19 protein-coding genes are annotated in these 17324 nt (G+C 38.9%); 2 read left to right on the top strand and 17 right to left on the bottom strand.

Going from position 1 to position 17324, the window contains the following annotated elements; all coding sequences use genetic code 11:
• Nucleotides 1-34: 34 nt before the first annotated feature.
• Both HMPREF2988_RS03460 and HMPREF2988_RS03465 read right to left on the bottom strand, forming a co-directional pair.
• Complete coding sequence (locus tag HMPREF2988_RS03460; protein WP_070769993.1) at nucleotides 35-1810, bottom strand: glucosyltransferase; 1776 nt, start codon at nucleotides 1808-1810, stop codon at nucleotides 35-37.
• A 210-nt stretch (nucleotides 1811-2020) separates the two neighbouring features.
• Nucleotides 2021-2923, bottom strand: coding sequence for a deoxyribonuclease IV (locus HMPREF2988_RS03465; protein ID WP_002308625.1), 903 nt, complete (start codon nucleotides 2921-2923; stop codon nucleotides 2021-2023).
• Between the two features lie 278 nt (nucleotides 2924-3201).
• On the opposite strand from HMPREF2988_RS03465, the gene HMPREF2988_RS03470 reads away from it, so the two are divergent.
• On the top strand, nucleotides 3202-5547 hold the full coding sequence (locus HMPREF2988_RS03470; protein ID WP_025477207.1) for a transglycosylase domain-containing protein: 2346 nt from the start codon (nucleotides 3202-3204) through the stop codon (nucleotides 5545-5547).
• Between the two features lie 162 nt (nucleotides 5548-5709).
• Here the strand turns inward: HMPREF2988_RS03470 and HMPREF2988_RS03475 are convergent, their stop codons facing one another.
• From HMPREF2988_RS03475 to ccpA, 7 genes are all read right to left on the bottom strand, one after another.
• Nucleotides 5710-5976 (bottom strand): hypothetical protein, encoded by a 267-nt coding sequence (locus HMPREF2988_RS03475; protein ID WP_002314688.1) that lies wholly within the window; start codon nucleotides 5974-5976, stop codon nucleotides 5710-5712.
• On the bottom strand, nucleotides 5969-6292 hold the full coding sequence (locus tag HMPREF2988_RS03480; protein ID WP_002305582.1) for a hypothetical protein: 324 nt from the start codon (nucleotides 6290-6292) through the stop codon (nucleotides 5969-5971). The genes HMPREF2988_RS03475 and HMPREF2988_RS03480 overlap by 8 nt, the downstream gene beginning before the upstream one ends.
• An 11-nt stretch (nucleotides 6293-6303) precedes the next feature.
• Nucleotides 6304-7560, bottom strand: coding sequence for a lipase (locus HMPREF2988_RS03485; protein ID WP_070769994.1), 1257 nt, complete (start codon nucleotides 7558-7560; stop codon nucleotides 6304-6306).
• Complete coding sequence (locus tag HMPREF2988_RS03490) at nucleotides 7557-7952, bottom strand: hypothetical protein (protein ID WP_070769995.1); 396 nt, start codon at nucleotides 7950-7952, stop codon at nucleotides 7557-7559. The genes HMPREF2988_RS03485 and HMPREF2988_RS03490 overlap by 4 nt, the downstream gene beginning before the upstream one ends.
• Before the next feature lie 42 nt (nucleotides 7953-7994).
• Nucleotides 7995-8249: a hypothetical protein gene (locus HMPREF2988_RS03495; RefSeq protein WP_070769996.1), complete on the bottom strand. Its 255-nt coding sequence runs from the start codon at nucleotides 8247-8249 to the stop codon at nucleotides 7995-7997.
• Nucleotides 8246-8641, bottom strand: a complete 396-nt coding sequence (locus tag HMPREF2988_RS03500; RefSeq protein ID WP_070769997.1) for a hypothetical protein — start codon at nucleotides 8639-8641, stop codon at nucleotides 8246-8248. The genes HMPREF2988_RS03495 and HMPREF2988_RS03500 overlap by 4 nt, the downstream gene beginning before the upstream one ends.
• A 345-nt stretch (nucleotides 8642-8986) precedes the next feature.
• Nucleotides 8987-9988 (bottom strand): catabolite control protein A, encoded by a 1002-nt coding sequence (ccpA, locus tag HMPREF2988_RS03505; RefSeq protein WP_002291653.1) that lies wholly within the window; start codon nucleotides 9986-9988, stop codon nucleotides 8987-8989.
• A 209-nt stretch (nucleotides 9989-10197) separates the two neighbouring features.
• Here ccpA and HMPREF2988_RS03510 point away from each other — a divergent pair, with 209 nt between their 5' ends.
• Nucleotides 10198-11301, top strand: a complete 1104-nt coding sequence (locus tag HMPREF2988_RS03510) for an aminopeptidase P family protein (RefSeq protein WP_002313499.1) — start codon at nucleotides 10198-10200, stop codon at nucleotides 11299-11301.
• A 62-nt stretch (nucleotides 11302-11363) separates the two neighbouring features.
• On the opposite strand, the gene HMPREF2988_RS03515 is transcribed toward HMPREF2988_RS03510, so the two are convergent.
• The 8 genes from HMPREF2988_RS03515 to HMPREF2988_RS03550 form a co-directional block, all read right to left on the bottom strand.
• Complete coding sequence (locus tag HMPREF2988_RS03515; protein ID WP_002308610.1) at nucleotides 11364-11966, bottom strand: YtxH domain-containing protein; 603 nt, start codon at nucleotides 11964-11966, stop codon at nucleotides 11364-11366.
• 2 nt (nucleotides 11967-11968) lie between these two features.
• Nucleotides 11969-12409, bottom strand: a complete 441-nt coding sequence (locus HMPREF2988_RS03520; RefSeq protein ID WP_002308608.1) for a DUF948 domain-containing protein — start codon at nucleotides 12407-12409, stop codon at nucleotides 11969-11971.
• A gap of 124 nt (nucleotides 12410-12533) precedes the next feature.
• Complete coding sequence (galU, locus tag HMPREF2988_RS03525) at nucleotides 12534-13472, bottom strand: UTP--glucose-1-phosphate uridylyltransferase GalU (RefSeq protein WP_002308607.1); 939 nt, start codon at nucleotides 13470-13472, stop codon at nucleotides 12534-12536.
• Nucleotides 13473-13486: 14 nt separating this feature from the next.
• Nucleotides 13487-14512 carry an NAD(P)H-dependent glycerol-3-phosphate dehydrogenase gene (locus HMPREF2988_RS03530; protein ID WP_070769998.1) on the bottom strand — a complete coding sequence of 342 codons (1026 nt, stop codon included), beginning with the start codon at nucleotides 14510-14512 and terminating at the stop codon, nucleotides 13487-13489.
• Between the two features lie 43 nt (nucleotides 14513-14555).
• On the bottom strand, nucleotides 14556-15386 hold the full coding sequence (gene lgt / locus HMPREF2988_RS03535) for a prolipoprotein diacylglyceryl transferase (protein ID WP_002308605.1): 831 nt from the start codon (nucleotides 15384-15386) through the stop codon (nucleotides 14556-14558).
• 14 nt (nucleotides 15387-15400) lie between these two features.
• Entirely contained in the window at nucleotides 15401-16339 is a 939-nt protein-coding gene (gene hprK, locus HMPREF2988_RS03540; protein ID WP_002289568.1) for an HPr(Ser) kinase/phosphatase, read from the bottom strand.
• Between the two features lie 165 nt (nucleotides 16340-16504).
• Complete coding sequence (locus HMPREF2988_RS03545; RefSeq protein ID WP_002303620.1) at nucleotides 16505-16855, bottom strand: phage holin family protein; 351 nt, start codon at nucleotides 16853-16855, stop codon at nucleotides 16505-16507.
• A complete protein-coding gene (locus tag HMPREF2988_RS03550; RefSeq protein ID WP_002292752.1) occupies nucleotides 16855-17163 on the bottom strand; it encodes a PspC domain-containing protein in 309 nt (102 codons plus the stop codon). Before HMPREF2988_RS03550 ends, HMPREF2988_RS03545 begins: the two co-directional genes overlap by 1 nt.
• Nucleotides 17164-17324: the final 161 nt, after the last annotated feature.

Below are 17324 nucleotides of genomic sequence, written 5' to 3' on the forward strand. Positions count from 1 at the left end.
GAACTGCGACAAGACTTTTGTCACAGTTCCCTTTTTATTTAGAACATAAAGCTTTTTTCAGATTCAATTTACTGAAAACTAGCATGCTTGTTACTACGATGAATTGCGTTAATGGCACACCTGCGCCAGTGTAGACACTTAAAAAATAATCCTTTTTTTCTGGCGCATAAGAACAAAACCACGAGACGCCGAAAAGAAAAACCAATTGTGTCAGTATTAATCCGATGACTACAATCAAAGAGGAACTATAATAGGCACGATCAGCTTTTGCAAATACGGTTCCTAGTACCATAAGTAATATCCCTGCTATTGAAGCAATCAGCACGGGAATGGCCAAAACTTGGTAAATTTTTATCATGACATTCGCGACTTTTGCTGTTTTTGTCAACTGGAAATCAGGTGTTCTCGGATCACTGCTATCGATCCAATTATCCATTAGTGGAAGATTCAATAATTCTTGGGCCTGTTCGACTTGTTCTTGCGTCCCGAAACTATAATTCCCCCCTTGATGGAAATCTTTGTATCGCCATGCATAGGCATATCCTGATTTCAGAAAAGCAAATACGATTGGCAGATCATTCATCGTCTTTCCATCCCCTGATCCCATCAGATAGAATTCTTTTTTCTTTTTGATAGTTCCCTTTTGATAGGCTTCTTCTAATTCTTGATTGACTTTTTTCCAAAAATCATTGGTTTCTTTTGCATTGTTTTGGTAATAACCAGATTCGCTTACCACATCTCGCAATGCCCAAAAAATGATATCTCCTGGTAATTCTTTTACTTTTCCACCTTGGGTCCACGCATGAGTCGTATACAATTCGTCAATACGAGTAGAAACAGCATGAAATGTAGGAGATGCGTCTAATGCTTTATTTAATGCAGCATGCGAGACCCATATCTCACTGTTTTCTTTATTTAAGTTCGTTTCGTCATCTATTCGGATCAGCTGTTTCATCAAACGTCCAAATTCGCCACTCGAACGGTCATTGATAATGGCAATACCATATGTTGTCTCGTTTTTATATTCGATCCACTGATAGACGATGGAGAAACCGACTAGAGGGAGTAAAAACAATGAAAGTTTCAGCCATTCTTGTTTCGAAAGGAGAAATGGTCGTTCTTTTAACTTCTTTGCTTCTTTGAAAGAAAAGTCTTGTCCTAGCAAGATCTGGACGAAACTGATGCCTAACGCGACTACAGTAAAAGGAAGAAGCCAGATGGAATCTTCGCGAATGAACCAAAAGAAAGGAAAAGAAACAGCTAGCCCTAAAAACCACGGCAGCAATTTTTTGCTGGAACTATATTTACGGTAATAAATAGCTAGTAAACAAGCGATAATGATCTCAACAGCCGGAATCACGAGAGCATTACGATACGTTCGAGTGGAATATTCATGTGTAAAACTAATCGGAGAAAACAAAAAATAAAAATAGATACTTAAAAGAAGGTACTTGTTCTTCACGATCGGTTTAAACGCTAGTGCAACCAATATACTGGCAAGAATACTGAACATGCCGAACAAAACTGCATAAGAAAGATGCAGTTTATGTGCAAGTACTAAAAACAAGCTGTAGGAGATCCCTTTTGAAAGTGTTGTAGTCGTGTACTCCCCTAGCCATTTACCATCCAAAATATTTTGAGCATAGTGAATCAGCAGCTGATCATCATAGGTCGCCGACATATCTGTTCCATAGATTGCTTTACTATATAAATACAACCGAATAATTGTAAATAATACGGCTATGCCAAGAATAAAGTATGTATGTTTCTTTTTTAGTTGGTCGATCAAGGGGTTTAAAATGTTCAGCATCTTTTCGTCCTTTCAATCACGTTTTGCTACTTGTTTGTGAAACTTTTCGTTTTTTACTTTTCTATCAGTATACCCTGTTTGTCTGAATTTAAAAAGAGGGGGCAAAAGGAGCATGGCGAAAACGAATGCAAAAAGCACTCCTTTGTTTCTTAAACAAAAAAGGACAAGGCAGACTGCCCAATCCTTTTTTGTTGCTGTCAGGTAGAAAACTTAAAGTGTGACTTCTTCTGCTAATAACTCAGGGAACACTTCGGGATCGAATGCTTGCGCTTTGAACATGGAAATTTCTTTTCCATATGGTGCGTAAGCTTTCTTTTTATCTTTACCGACATATGGGGTTTCTAATATTTTCGAAATGTTGTCAAACATTGGATCATGGACGATTTTGTTCAATGTGTCAAATCCAATTGTTCCAAAACCGATATTGGCATGCCGATCTTTATGAGAACCTTGTGGATTTTTAGAATCATTGATATGCAGTACTTTAAGCCGATCTAATCCGATGACCTTATCAAACTCTTCCATTACACCTGAAAAATCTTCTTTTATATTATATCCGGCATCATTCGTATGACATGTATCAAAAGTAACGGATAATTTTTCATTCAATTTTACTCCATCGATGATTTGCGCTAATTCCTCAAATGTTCGACCGATTTCCGTACCTTTCCCTGCCATCGTCTCCAAAGCGATCTGTGCCGTCTGTTCTTTTGTCAAAACTTCATTCAACCCCTCAATAATTCTAGCAATCCCAGCTTCTGCCCCTGCTCCTACATGAGCGCCTGGGTGAAGGGTGATTTGAGTAGCACCTAAAGCTTCCGCACGGACAATCTCTTCTCTCAGAAATTGTACAGCAAATGGAAACATTTCTGGTTTGATCGTATTTCCCAAATTAATGATATAAGGCGCATGAACGACGATATTTGTTAGTCCGTTTTCTGCCATAAATGCTTTTCCGGCATCAATATTCATCTCTTCGATAGCTTTTCTTCTAGTATTTTGAGGAGCGCCTGTATAGATCATAAAGGTCGAAGATCCGTAACTGGCTGCTTCTTCTGCCGCGCCTAACAGCATTTTCTTTCCGCTCATGCTGACGTGTGAGCCTAATAACATGGATGGATTCCTCCTTGAAAGGCAATTGTTTCGAACAATTCCTATATATTGGTAAGATGATGTACAAAGAAAATGGTTTGTTTTTCTTTGCCCTGTTCTCCATAGTAACTGAAATTTTCTCTAAAGAAAAGCTTAAGAACTCTTTCATAAAAAAGATCATTTCCTCACGTTTTATCTCATTCGAAAAAGAAATTCCTGTCAAAAACAGCCTTGTCTGTTTTTTTGTCCTATTATTTGCTATAATTAGCGAAATAAAACCATTAGTTGAGGTGACCCTTTTGCCACGCAAAAATACTCGAAAAAAACAGAATAGAAGAAAAAAAGAAAAATGGTTTGTTCCTAAGATTATTTTTAGAGTGTTTCAATCATTGACTGTTTTTATTACTGTTCTTCTTTTGTTGTTCGCAGCTCTAGGTATCGGAATAGGTGCTGGCTACTTTGCCTATCTTGTCGAAGACACACAATTGCCGACTAAAAAAGAACTGCAGACAGAACTAGGAAACATTACGGAAACGTCAAAGATTGTTTATGCAGATAATACAGAGATATCAAAAATCCAGACAGATCTGATGCGGACGACTATTTCATCTGATAAGATTTCGCCTTTATTGAAAACCGCGATTATCAGTACAGAAGATGAATACTTCGATAAACACCAAGGTTATGTCCCTAAAGCTGTTTTACGAGCACTAGTTTCAGAAGCGACTGGCATCGGCTCGTCTGGAGGATCCACTTTGACACAGCAATTAGTCAAACAACAGATCCTAACCGATGAAACAACATTCAAACGTAAAGCAAACGAGATTGTTCTTTCTGCACAAGTAGAAAAACACTTTTCAAAAGATGAGATCATTGCTACGTATTTGAATGTCTCACCATTTGGTCGGAATAATAAGGGGCAAAATATTGCTGGAGTCCAGGAAGCTGCTAGAGGAATCTTTGGTGTAGATGCAAAGGATGTGACTCTGCCGCAAGCTGCTTATATCGCTGGTTTGCCTCAAAGCCCTATCACGTATAGTCCATACACGAATACAGGCGCGCTAAAAGAAGATCTTTCTGCCGGTCTTGCCAGAAAAGATTTTGTTTTATTCAGTATGTACCGTGAAGGACAAATTACGAAAGAACAATACGAAGAAGCGAAAGACTATGATCTTACAAAAGACTTTCTCCCACAACAAATCGCGGAACAGACTGACAGAGAATTCTTGTATTATACCGTGATGAACGAAGCAACAAGGATTATTGCACAACAATTGGCAGAAAAAGATAATGCTGATATGTCAGATTCATCGGTCAGTGAAGCTTATTATCAAAAAGCACAGCAAACGATCCAAAACAAAGGATATACGATCCATTCGACGATCGATAAAGATATCTATGCTGCATTGCAAACCGGCGTAGAAAATTATGGCTACATGTTAGATGATGGTGCTGGTAGCCAAGTGGAGACTGGAAATGTATTGATGGATAACAGAACCGGACGTATCTATGGCTTCGTGGGTGGTCGGAATTACAGCCAGAATCAAAATAACCACGCCTTTGATACAGAACGTCAAGCTGGTTCATCCATCAAACCGGTTCTTGTTTACGGTCCTGCAATCGATATGGGACTTGTCGGATCAGAATCCCGTGTATCAGATTATGCAACGACTTGGCAAGAAGGAAAAAATGCTGGTGAGAAAATCGTCAATGCGACCAATGAAGGGTCGAACACCTTCCAAACCGTCCGTGAGTCACTGGAATGGTCCAACAATATCCCAGCTTATCACTTATATCAAGATGTGTTGAATTCCGGTGGATCGAAACAATACGCTTACGAGCACTACTTGGCGAAGATGAACTACCCAGCAAATGATAATTGGGGCGTTGAATCGGCTCCTTTAGGGACAGTAGATGTAACGACGCTTCAACAGACAAATGGATTCCAGGCCTTAGCAAATGGTGGAGTCTACGAAGAAGGCTATATCATTGATTCCATCACAGATAATGCAGGTAATGTGATTTATAAACATGAAAGTAATTCTGTCCGTATTTATTCCGAAGCAACGGCATCGATCATGAATGACATGATGCGTAGTGTGATCAATGAAAAAATCACTACACCATTCAAAGATGTCATCTCAAGCTTAAACGGAAATCTAGGAAATGCAGATTGGGTCGGAAAAACTGGTTCTACCAATGAATACCGAGATTCATGGCTGATCGTCTCAACTCCATCTATCACTATCAGTAGTTGGGCAGGACACGATGACAATACTGGAATGGACAGCCAAGCAAGAATACGTTCGGCTAATTATCTTGCCAATCTAATCAATCAAGCTTACCAAGCAAACCCTGAGATTTTCGGCACTGATGAGAAATTTGACTTATCATCCGATGTGATGAAGAAAAAAGTATCTGGGTTCACAGGACAAACAGCTGGAAAAGTTACTGTCAATAAAAAATCCATCCAAACGCCAGGAAAAACAGTGGAATCACTTTGGGCAAAAAATGGTCCGAAGAAAAGCGCCTTTAAATTCGGCGTTGGCGGTACTGATGAAAACTATACAGATTACTGGAACACCGCTTCAGCTTATGCTAGAGCGAATCCAGAGACCAAAGAATCAGACGATAAAGATGATTGATCTAATAGATTAATCAGAATTAAAGGGAGCTGCGACAAAAATCTTGTCACAGCTCCCTTTTTCCGAATAAATGGTGTTCAAAAGCTTGCATCTACGATATTAAGACAAATTTATGTAAAAATGTGAAAAGCCATTTTCACAAAATTTTTCTATATAACTTTACTAACGAAACTGTTTTAATTTCTTTTCTTGTCTTTGGAATAATTCGGTTAGTTTTTCTGCAAATTGCCCTTTTACTGATTCTTTCAAGTGTACATGTCGGTTAGAAAATTCTTGAGCAGCTTCTTCTGCAGTCATTTGGTAGTTTTGATCTGTCAATCGTTTTTCTGCCCAAATTTGCTGAGATATCCCCATACCAACTGAACGTACATTTGATCGATGTAGATTTTTCTCTAATTCTTTTAGTAATTGCATTAAAAATTCATTCATAAGATGATTTCTCCATAGTTATTTGTCTGATTTTTTGACGATAGGAACGTTCTAGTTCGTCTTGCTGCTGATAGAGTTTTCGTCGTTCTACTTGTAGGGCTTGTTGATAATGCTCCTGATAATTCGAATAACTTCGTCTTGCTTGAAACAGAGGCTCATTATCTAAAGCTAAGTTCTTTAATACATGATGCAGTCGCTGCTCCTCTTGCTCCATCAATCGTAATCCTTGATTCTTAAAGTGGATCAATTCATCTTCTTGAGCTTCTAATTGTCTTCGTTCACTTCGATAATCTCTTTCCAATTCTTCTAGTTTCATCTACTTCTCCTTTAATTGAATTGCTGTGCTAATTCTCGATCTCGTGCCACGATTTCATTGATTTTGTCTTGGATCTCCTTCGCCAATGTATCAAAGGCCTCCCCCATACGTCTTGCCTTATTGATTCGTAGCAGATAGACTTCTTTCGCAGAATCGACTAAGTTCTCTTTTGTGGCGCCCACACTAGCTAATGCTTCTACGATTTCCTGTTCAGTCAACGAAGGGGCGACAACACGTGCTTGCCGCAAGCCTTCTTGCCATTTTTTCTCTAGCTCAAAAATTCCTCTTTGATTGATGCGGATAACTTCTTCCATAGCGCTTTTCATTTTTACCGATAACTTTTCCACTACTAACCTAGCTTGTGTGTCATCTAAGTAAATTTGTTCATTAACTGTCAGCCGGCCGCCACTTAATCGTAGTTTTTTACGTATGTTGTTCAGTTCTTGCAACTGATAGGAAAACAACTGGGTCGCTTGGTTTTCTTTCTGTTGTTTTCGAGCTTTAACATTGTTTTCATTTTCAGGAATAATCAGCTTTCCATTTTCATCAAACTTCCAAGAGGTTAAACTGTGGGAAGCAAGCAGATTCAAGAATGCTGTTTCCATACTGATCCGAACTTCAGCACCTGTGCCATTACCACCAAAATTACCGATAAAATCGGCGTGATTTCGGTAATTGGTGAGCATACCGGGATTTTCTTCCACCCATTTTTTTGCTTCTGGTGATAAGAGATCATACGGGTCCGGCCCATTGAAGCCGACATTTTTCCATTGTTTCTCTGCTGCTACATATAATGCTAAGAATCCACCTAATGAATGGCCGGTAGTAGAAATAGCAGCTTCTCCATATTCCTTTTTTACTTCATTAGCAAATGCAATCGCTGAATTGATTTGCCCCGCTGTTTTCAATCCACTAACGGATAAAAGCTTGTTTGTTGTTGCTTTTTCAGAAAAACTTGCTCCTGGTCTATTCCCATAGAGATTCATAATACTTCTTGCATCCGTTTCCAAATCTTTCCAATCGCTTAAGTTCGTTCCTGCAAAAGCAATCACTACTTGAGAAATATCCACTTTACCGTTCTTGATTGGCGCTACAGCCATCGCCTGCATGCCGTCGAAGGAGTTTTTGATTTTTAGGATTTGGAACTTTGTATTGCCGATTTTTTTTATTCCCCCTTCCTTATAAGTTTTGCTGTATTGTGGATGTTTAGGATCTATCCAATAAACATGTTCACTTATATATCTATACTCTTCGTCTTTTACTGTCACACTTCCTCCGCCTCTCCATTAGAATAAATAACTCTTATTTTAGGAGTAGTAACCCCTTCGTTTTGTATTTCTTCATTTTCTACGCCATAACTGCTAATTTCATTCATTTGTTTTGAAAAAAAATAATCAAAATAAACAGATTTCCCTTCATTATTTGTCATTGTCACAAGTGCCCCATAACTTCCGGTAACAAGGTTTTTTTTAAATTCTTCTACCTTCACTTCCTTGATATCCGCAAAGGTATTTTTCAGAACTTTGACGGATTGTTTTTCTACTGCGAGTAAATCTTTCTGCCTTTGTGCTTCTCTTTTGTCCATGTAAAATTTTCCTCCGATTCCTAATATGACGATTAATAAAATGGCTAAGCTGAGTTTTCTTATTTTCCGGGGCAAGAACGTGCCTCCTTTCTTTTTATGTAAGTATTGACACCTTCATTATTTAAGTACGCGAAAGTTTGCAGGAATTTTTTTATTTTTGAAATTTTTCTCCAATTTGCTATGGACGATTGGCGCTACAGCCATCGCCTGCATGCCGTCCAATGAGTCTTTGATTTGCAGGATTTGAAATTCCATACCAGCAAATTCTTTAACAGAGTTCTTTTTGTATCCCTCATTGTAGCGGGGATATTTGGGATCTAGCCAATAAACCTTCTCACTAATATCATTGTAATGCTTATCGTTTATTGTCATACTAACTCCTCCTGTCCGTTAGAAAAAATTACTTTTACTCTTTTTATAGTGACTCCTGTCTTTTGTACCGCTCTGTTCTCAATGCCAAAACCACCAAGTTCATTTCTCTCCTTCCAAAAACTATAATCAAAATAAACAGATTTCCCTTCATTATTTGTCATTGTCACAAGTGCCCCATAACTTCCGGTAACAAGGTTTTTTTTAAATTCTTCTACCTTCACTTCCTTGATATCCGCAAAGGTATTTTTCAGAACTTTGACGGATTGTTTTTCTACTGCGAGTAAATCTTTCTGCCTTTGTGCTTCTCTTTTGTCCATGTAAAATTTTCCTCCGATTCCTATAGTAAGAATGGTCAAAATGATGACTATGGTCTTTCGTCTTTTCTTAGGCAAATAGAAGTCTCCTTTCGGGTTATGTATGATGGATTGTTTCTCCTTTAAGATAAGTACGCAATCGAGCCTGGATTTTTTTGGATTTTTTAGAGTTACTTTTCTACTTTCTTTTTTATCACGTTTTCATTTTAAAGTAATTTTGATAGTAGTGAACAAAATGTAGCATCTACGCACAGATTGTGTCGTATACGATGGAAGTAAGGTTTGTTTCCGCCATTCTCTCTTTTTTTTAAAGTCACAAAAAAAGGGGTTATGACAAAATTTTGTCATAACCCCTTTTCTCGTTTAAAGGTTGTTCCAGAAGTTGACCACTTTGGGAACAACCTTTAAATGATTGATCTTTTATTATTTAGTTGATCCTTTTTCTTCGATTCCATAAGGCAAGATAATCGTTTTTTCTTCGACTTCTTCTTTATTCATCATTTTCGTCAATAGGCGCATGGATACCGCTCCTAAATCGTATAATGGTTGTGTGATACTTGTCAAACGAGGACGAGCTACTTCTGTCAGTAAAGAATTGTTGCTTGTGATGATTTCGAATTCTTCTGGTACTTTTACGCCGCGGTCTAATAAACCATCCAAGATACCAATGGCTAATTCATCGTCTGAAACATAGACAGCTGTTGCACCGCTATTATGGATCCGGTCAACTAGAGACAGACCATCTTTAAAGTTGTATTGTGCCTCAAAAATCAATCCTTCGCTATATGGTAGATTGTTTTCGCTTAATGCTTCTTTATAGCCTTTTAGACGGTTTTGGCCATTGATAGGATCAATCAGCGCACCGCTGACAAAAGCGATTTTTTTATTGCCGCTTTTTGCTAATTTATTTACTGCATCTTTTGTTGCTGATACATAATCAATGTTTACGCTACCTACTTGTTCATCTGGATCAATGGAACCAGCTAGTACAACAGGCGTTTTTGAACGTGAAAATTCTCCACGGATTTCGTCTGTGATATGGTGACCCATAAAGATCACGCCGTCCACTTGCTTAGCCAATAAATTATTCAATACATTGACTTCTTTTTGATCGTTGCCATCTGAGTTTGCTAAGATGATATTGTATTTGTACATTGTTGCCACATCGTCGATACCACGTGCTAAAGAGGCAAAGAACATATTGCTGACATCAGGAATGATTACCCCAACTGTTGTTGTTTTCTTACTTGCCAAGCCACGTGCGACTGCATTTGGACGATAATCCAAGCGATCGATAACTTCCAAGACTTTTTTTCTTGTTGCTGGTTTGACGTTTGGATTGCCATTTACGACACGTGAAACAGTAGCCATCGAAACATTTGCCTCTCTCGCTACATCATAGATAGTGATTGTTTGCTTTTCCATTTGTGTTCTCCTATTCATATTTTATATGTTTTCTGAAAATACGTCTTACATTTCTAAAATAGGATATCAAATAATCTCAACAATTGCAACCGTTTTATCTCTGTTTTCATGAAAATTTTTACTTTTTTCAGTTTTAAGAACGTTGGTCTTTTAATCAATCAGTGGTACAATTATTGAATACAAAATTAATTTAGAAAGTAGGTTGCCAAATGAATAACGTAAAAATCAATGAACTACGTCAATGGATGGCACAACACCAAGTAGAATTGGCTTATATCAGCGACCCTGGCCACATCGCTTACTTTTCCGGATATGAAAGTGATCCTCACGAGCGTGTACTAGCTCTTTTTATCCCTCTGGAACAAGATCCTTTCCTTTTCACTCCTGCTCTGGAAGTTGAAGATGCTCAAAACAGCAGCTGGGCGTACGATGTACGTGGCTACTTAGACAGCGAAAATCCTTGGGAGATCATCGGAAAAGAGCTTCGCGCACGCTATGGGCAACCTGGTAATGTAGGTATTGAAAAGAATGCTCTGACTGTCGATCGCTTCGATGCTATCTCTGATATCTTGACAGGTACAGATTCTTACACCGATCTAACTTCTATTATCCAGCGTCTGCAACTGATCAAAACGGTAGAAGAAAAAGACAAACTGATCGAAGCTGGTAAATGGGCCGATGTTGCCTTTGAAATTGGCTTCAAAACAGTAAAAGAAGGCGTAACTGAACAAGCAATTATCGCAGAAATCGAATACCAATTAAAAAAACAAGGTGTTTCACAAATGTCTTTCGACACATTAGTCCTTGCAGGAGCAAATGCTGCAAGCCCTCATGGTACACCAGGAAGCACGAAGGTTTCACCAAATGAACTAGTGTTATTCGATCTTGGCGTTATTTGGAATGGCTATTGCAGTGATGCTACTCGTACAGTTGCTTATCAAAAACCAACTGAATTCCAAGAAAAAATCTATAACATCACTCTTGAAGCACAGCTTGCCGCACAAGAGGCAGTTCGCCCAGGTGTGACAGCAGGTGAACTTGATCAAATCGCACGAAACGTGATCAACAGCTATGGCTACGGCGAATATTTCAATCACCGTTTAGGTCACGGAATCGGAACAACCGTCCACGAATTCCCTTCTCTTGTAGAAGGAAACGACTTAGTGATTGAAGAAGGGATGTGCTTCTCTCTTGAACCAGGAATCTATATTCCTGAAAAAGTAGGGGTACGTATCGAAGATTGTGTGTATGTGACAAGTGATGGTTGTGTGCCATTCACGACTACACCAAAAGAATTACTTGTTTTAGAGTAATGAAAATAAAAAAGGTGAGAGCTGGTCCGCTCTCACCTTTTTTATTCTAGAAATGAGTAATCTTAGTGATTGGTAGTCGAATCTGTCATTGTATCTTTCATTTCTTTTTTAGCTTCTTTTGCATCTTCTTTTGCCATTTTCAACATTTCTTTTGTGTCATCTGCAACTGGTTTTGCTTCTGACATTCCTTCATTGACCGTCTCTCCTGCTTTATCTGCAGCATCTTTTACATCGATCATGATATCTTCTGAAGTATCTTTAGCAATACTACCTAATTCGTCTGCTGGCTTTTTCAGATCTTCTGCTGTTTTTTTGAAACGATTAGATAAATCAGCTGATTGTTCTTTGAGGTTTAACAAGATATCATCTGATTCGCTTCCTGCTTCCTCTGCTGATTCACTTACCTTCTGCTTAACATTGCCTGCTAGATCCCCTGCTTGTTGAGAAAGATCTTGCGCTTTTTCTTTTGCAATACCTGTTAACTCAGATGATTTTTCTTTTGCCATATCTGTGTAATCTGAAGCCATGTCCATCAAATCATCTGCTTGAGCAGCCAATTCATCCCGAAGTTCTTTACCAGATTTGGGTGCTAACAATAATGCGGCGATTGCTGCGGCTGTACCTCCAACTACTGCACCTAATAAAAATCCACCTTTTTTAGCCATTCTTATTTTCCTCCTGTCGTTTCAGTATGTTTTTTGTTTTTAAAAAATTTCATCGCTGTTCCACCGACTTTTCCGGCAACAGTCGCTTTAGCTGTCGTTTTTCCGATTCCGCCGACTTTCGTCACGATGTTTTTACTAGAATGATTAAGTTCCGATACACTTTCACTTAAATCAGCAACTGCTGTGAACAATGGATCGATCGTTGCGACTTTTCCATTGATATCCAAGAGCAGCTCATTACTTTTGACTAGCAAGCCTTCTACTTGTCTAGATAAAAGATCTACGTCTTGTGTGACGATCTCAATTGTCGTATTTGCTTCTGCGACAGTCTGGTCTACTTTTTCTAAAGTTTTGGAAACTTGCAACAATACGCGAACGATGAAAACGACAAGTATCGCAAAGGCGATTGCTGCGATCAATCCTGCAATTTCTCCTCCTGACATGATCAAACTCCCTTCTTGTCTCTCTTTTCTATAAGGATAGCATTTTCGTGTTTTTTAAACAAATAAAAACGAGCTTCAACTACTTTTTATTCAATTAGCAGCTGAAGCTCGTTAGAAAAAAAGATTATTTTTTCTTTTCTTCTTTGATTTCTGTTATTCCTTTTGGATTATGATTGATCTTGCTTCCTTCTGCTTCTAATGTTTTACCTAAAGACATGATGTATTCACGCAAAGGTGCCCCTACTTCTGGATGTGTCAGACCATATTCAATACTTGTTTTCATAAAACCAAATTTGTCACCAACGTCATAACGTTTACCTGTGAATTTACGGGCAAATACGCGTTGTGTTTTATTCAACGTATCGATTGCGTCAGTTAGTTGGATCTCATTTCCAGCACCTGGTTGTTGTTCTGATAATACATCAAAGATTTCTGGAGTCAATAAGTAACGCCCAATAATAGCTAAATCACTTGGTGCTTTGCTTGGATCTGGTTTTTCAACAAAGTTTTTGACATTGTATAACCCATCTTCCAGTACTTCCCCTGGGTTGATGATTCCGTATTTTGAAGTTTCATCGTGAGGAACTTGCATAACGGCAATCGTAGAAGCGTGTGTACGCTCATAGTCATCGATCAATTGCTGTGTCAATGGTACTTCGTCTTCCATGATATCATCGCCTAGCATAACGACAAACGGTTCATTTCCAATAAAGGCTCTTGCTTGAAGAACGGCGTGTCCTAACCCCTTTGGATGAGATTGACGGATGAAATGCAAATTGACATCTGTCGTTTCTTCTACTAATTTCAATAATTCGGTTTTTCCTTTTTCACTTAGGTTTGTTTCTAATTCGATATTTGAATCAAAGTGATCTTCGATTGGTCGTTTAGCTTTTCCTGTAACGATCAAGATGTCTTCGATTCCTGATTTCAACGCTTCTTCAACGATGAATTGGATCGTTGGTTTGTCCACGATTGGCAACATTTCCTTTGCCATCGCCTTTGTTGCTGGTAAAAATCTTGTTCCTAATCCTGCTGCTGGAATAACTGCTTTTTTTACTTTCATATACATTCGCTCCTTCAAAAAATTGTTAATGAGAATTCATTTTCTTTTTTCCCATCACGTAACATGATTTCTTTTGCGGCTGTTTTGATTTCTTTTTGTTCATACAGCACTTCATAGATTGTTTGAGTGATGGGCATTTCGATTTCCATCATTTGGGCTAGTTCCATCGCTGCTTGAGTAGTATTCACACCTTCAACAACCATTCCCATATTGGCTAGCACCTCTTCTAGAGGCTGACCTTGTCCTAACAAGTTGCCTGCGCGCCAGTTTCTGGAATGAACACTTGTGCAAGTAACGACTAGATCACCTACTCCGCTTAAGCCAATAAAGGTCAGCGGGTTGGCACCCATTGCTACACCTAAACGGCTGATCTCAGCTAATCCGCGCGTCATGATTGCCGCTTTTGCATTATCGCCAAACCCTAAGCCGTGAATAGCACCAGCTCCAATGGCAATAATATTTTTCAAAGCTGCCCCCATCTCTACACCAATCACATCAGGGTTGGTATAGATTCGAAAATAATGGTTCATGAACAGCTCTTGTACATATTTTGCTGCTTTTACATCTGTGCTTGCCGCTGTGATCGTCGTAATGTCATGCTTTGCTACTTCTTCCGCATGGCTTGGCCCAGAAAGAACAGCAACAGCTTTTCTTTTTTCTGTCGGGATTTCCTCTAACAAGATTTCAGAGATTCTTTTATGCGTTCCCTGTTCTAATCCCTTACTTGCGTGGATGATCACTGGCTTCGTATTCAATTTGGCAACTAGTTCTTTTGCAACAGAACGTATCGCTTTCGTCGGGATAACGAATAGTACCGCATCTGCATCTTTTACTGCATCTTCCATATCGGTGAATGCTCGGATGGAATCGGGTAGATGATGATCTGGTAAATAACGTTGATTGGTGTGTTGGGTGTTGATTTCTTCTACTTGTGAAGCACGATGTCCCCAAATCCGAACGTCATGTCCGTTTTCAGCGAGGACTTGTGCTAAAGCAGTCCCCCAAGAGCCTGATCCTAAAACCGCTACTCTATAATTCATTTTACCACTCCTGAAATTTTTTTCATTTTTAACGCTCTAAAAATCAAATAATTTGTTGATTTTTTCCTAATGAGCGGTCATAATCCGGTAAATTTCCTTTTTTTCTACGCCAAATAAACAGAATCAATGTGCCGACAAATAAAACAGCAGACAATAATTGAGAAATGCGGATCACACCTAAAAAGTAAAGGCTGTCTGTGCGTAATCCTTCGATAAAGAAACGTCCGAAACTATACCACATTAGATAACATAAAAGGACTTCTCCTTTTTTCAAAAGATGCGGTTTCTTCCGCAAAACCAAAAGCAGAATAAATCCAATCAAACTCCAAAGTGATTCATAAAGAAAGGTTGGTTGTCGATAGATCCCTTCGATATACATGTTATCAATGATGAATTGCGGTAAATGCAGACTTTCTAAGAAACTTCGTGTCGTGTCTGGACCATACGCTTCGTGGTTCATGAAATTTCCCCATCGTCCGATTGCCTGCGCCAGTAATACACTTGGTGCAGCGATATCTAAAAAGGTCCACAAAGAAATAAAATGATATTTGGTAAAAAAGTACAGTGTGATTGCACCTGCAATCAATCCCCCGTAAATCGCTAATCCTCCTGAACGGATATTGAATATTTGGATTGGATCAGCTATATATTGGGGAAGATCGAATAAAACATAATACAAGCGGGCACCAATAATGGAAATCGGCAATCCCCACAACATAAAATCTGTCACGTCATCTGCTTTTAATCCTACCCGAACAGCTTCTCTGCTGCTGAGCCACATGGCAATAATGATTCCTGATACGATAATCAATGCATACCAGTAGATAGGAATTCCTACAAGCTCAAAAGCAACTCGATTGATTTGTGCTAACATATTGTCACTCCTTGCTAGTCATTGCCTGAGTTTTCTTCAATCAAGCGACTTAATCTTTCTTCAAATGTTTTCGTTGCGTCAAAGCCCATTGTACGCGCGCGGAAATTCATCGCGGCTACTTCAATGATAATTGCAACGTTTCGTCCTGTTTTGACAGGGATTTTTATTTGTGGAATGCCCACTTCCGCGATTTCAACGGTCGTGTCTTCAGAACCCAAACGGTCGTATTTCTTATCTTTCGCCCATGCTTCTAGATAAACAGCTAACTGGACTTGCATAGAGCCTCGTACCGCACTCGCACCGAAAAGATTCATTACATCTATGATCCCGATCCCTCGAATCTCAATCAGATGTTCCAGGATTTTAGGAGGTTCTCCGATTACCGTCAGTTCATCTTGCTGATAGACATCTACTCGATCGTCTGCGATCAATCGATGTCCGCGCTTAATCAGTTCCAACGCCGTTTCACTTTTCCCTATCCCACTGTCCCCTTGAATTAGTACACCTAATCCGTAGACATCGACTAACACACCGTGGACACTTGTTCGAGGGGCTAAGCGCCCATCTAAATAACTAGATAATTCACCTAGCAGCCGAGACGTTGAGATAGGAGAACGCAGCACAGCTATCCCATTTTCATTGGCTGCTTGGATCATTTCTTCCGGAGCCGGCAATCCTCTTGAAATAATAAATGCGGGCATATCTTCACTACATAATCTTCTCATGATGATCAAACGCTCTTCTGGGATCATCCGTTCCGCAAAACTGATTTCTTTACTGCCAAATAGCTGTAAACGATTATGAGAATAATAATTAAAATAACCGGTCAACTCTAGTCCTGGGCGTGAGATGTCCCCAGTCACGATGACGCGGTCTAAACTTTTCTCGTCGCCTGTGACGATTTCCAAAGATAATTTTTTTACTAATTGGCTAACTTTTACAACTTCTGACATTCATTCTACCTCATTTCTATTAGAGTGTTCTCTACCATTTTATCATTGTCTAGTCAAAAGTACTACCAATTAAAAAAAACGTTTTTATTTAATTACCAATGTAATAGAAAACGCATTCTTAATTATAAACAAAAAAGCTGCGCCGAGATCTCGGCACAGCTTTTTTTATTTTCTGCTGTTATGTTCACTAACGATTACATTGACAAGTGACATCAAGATAGCTACGAATAACGCTGCACCAAATGAAGAAAAACTAAAATGTTCTGCTCCTACAAAAAAGGAAGTCATTTTAAGAATCGCTGCATTGATAACAAACGTAAACAATCCCAATGTGACTAATGTAAAGGGCAGGGACAGGATCGTCAGAATCGGTTTGACAAACATGTTCAACACAGATAATACGAAGCTGGCAAGGACGGCTGTCCAAATACTGCTCACATGGACCATCGCAGGAAAAAGAACAGCCAACGATATGAATGTTAACGTATTAACCAAAATACGCTGAAAGTACGACATTAAAAGTCACTCCATTCGTCATCATCGATTTTTTCCGCTTCTTTGCGTTTTTTTGTTTGTTCACGATAATTGTTTTTTTCATAATATGCATTGTTATGTCCATAGTTTGTTCGTGCAGAACGCGCAGATGGGATAATCAAAGCTAATAAAATGTATAAAATGATTGGACTTCCAAAAGCAACTAAGCTTAGGAATACATAAAGCACACGGATAACAGTGGGATCAATCCCGATATATTCCCCAATCCCTGCTAAAGTACCTGTCAAAACAACATTTTTATTGGATTTTGTCAACTTTTTTTTCATCATGTCTCACCTCTGTTCTACTATTTTAAATGAAGAAAATCGTTGTGACAACCTTCTTCTTAATCGGTGTTCAAGAGATAGCCTATCGGCAATAAGGCACAATTTTGTAAAATAGGGGAAGCTATTTTACAAAATCGCTTCTTATTGCTCAAGGCTGAACATCT

The sequence above is a fragment of the Enterococcus sp. HMSC061C05 genome (assembly GCF_001814765.1).
Taxonomy (GTDB): domain Bacteria; phylum Bacillota; class Bacilli; order Lactobacillales; family Enterococcaceae; genus Enterococcus_B; species Enterococcus_B lactis.

Excerpts from the sequence above, each read along its gene's own strand:
- ccpA (WP_002291653.1), bottom strand. The coding sequence starts at position 9,988 with ATGGAAAAGCAAACAATCACTATCTATGATGTAGCGAGAGAGGCAAAT.
- HMPREF2988_RS03475 (WP_002314688.1), bottom strand. The coding sequence starts at position 5,976 with ATGAATGAATTTTTAATGCAATTACTAAAAGAATTAGAGAAAAATCTA.
- HMPREF2988_RS03550 (WP_002292752.1), bottom strand. The coding sequence starts at position 17,163 with ATGATGAAAAAAAAGTTGACAAAATCCAATAAAAATGTTGTTTTGACA.
- HMPREF2988_RS03510 (WP_002313499.1), top strand. The coding sequence starts at position 10,198 with ATGAATAACGTAAAAATCAATGAACTACGTCAATGGATGGCACAACAC.
- HMPREF2988_RS03460 (WP_070769993.1), bottom strand. The coding sequence starts at position 1,810 with ATGCTGAACATTTTAAACCCCTTGATCGACCAACTAAAAAAGAAACAT.
- galU (WP_002308607.1), bottom strand. The coding sequence starts at position 13,472 with ATGAAAGTAAAAAAAGCAGTTATTCCAGCAGCAGGATTAGGAACAAGA.
- HMPREF2988_RS03515 (WP_002308610.1), bottom strand. The coding sequence starts at position 11,966 with ATGGCTAAAAAAGGTGGATTTTTATTAGGTGCAGTAGTTGGAGGTACA.
- HMPREF2988_RS03520 (WP_002308608.1), bottom strand. The coding sequence starts at position 12,409 with ATGTCAGGAGGAGAAATTGCAGGATTGATCGCAGCAATCGCCTTTGCG.
- HMPREF2988_RS03545 (WP_002303620.1), bottom strand. The coding sequence starts at position 16,855 with ATGTCGTACTTTCAGCGTATTTTGGTTAATACGTTAACATTCATATCG.
- HMPREF2988_RS03530 (WP_070769998.1), bottom strand. The coding sequence starts at position 14,512 with ATGAATTATAGAGTAGCGGTTTTAGGATCAGGCTCTTGGGGGACTGCT.
- HMPREF2988_RS03480 (WP_002305582.1), bottom strand. The coding sequence starts at position 6,292 with ATGAAACTAGAAGAATTGGAAAGAGATTATCGAAGTGAACGAAGACAA.
- lgt (WP_002308605.1), bottom strand. The coding sequence starts at position 15,386 with ATGTTAGCACAAATCAATCGAGTTGCTTTTGAGCTTGTAGGAATTCCT.
- HMPREF2988_RS03495 (WP_070769996.1), bottom strand. The coding sequence starts at position 8,249 with ATGACAATAAACGATAAGCATTACAATGATATTAGTGAGAAGGTTTAT.
- HMPREF2988_RS03465 (WP_002308625.1), bottom strand. The coding sequence starts at position 2,923 with ATGTTATTAGGCTCACACGTCAGCATGAGCGGAAAGAAAATGCTGTTA.
- hprK (WP_002289568.1), bottom strand. The coding sequence starts at position 16,339 with ATGTCAGAAGTTGTAAAAGTTAGCCAATTAGTAAAAAAATTATCTTTG.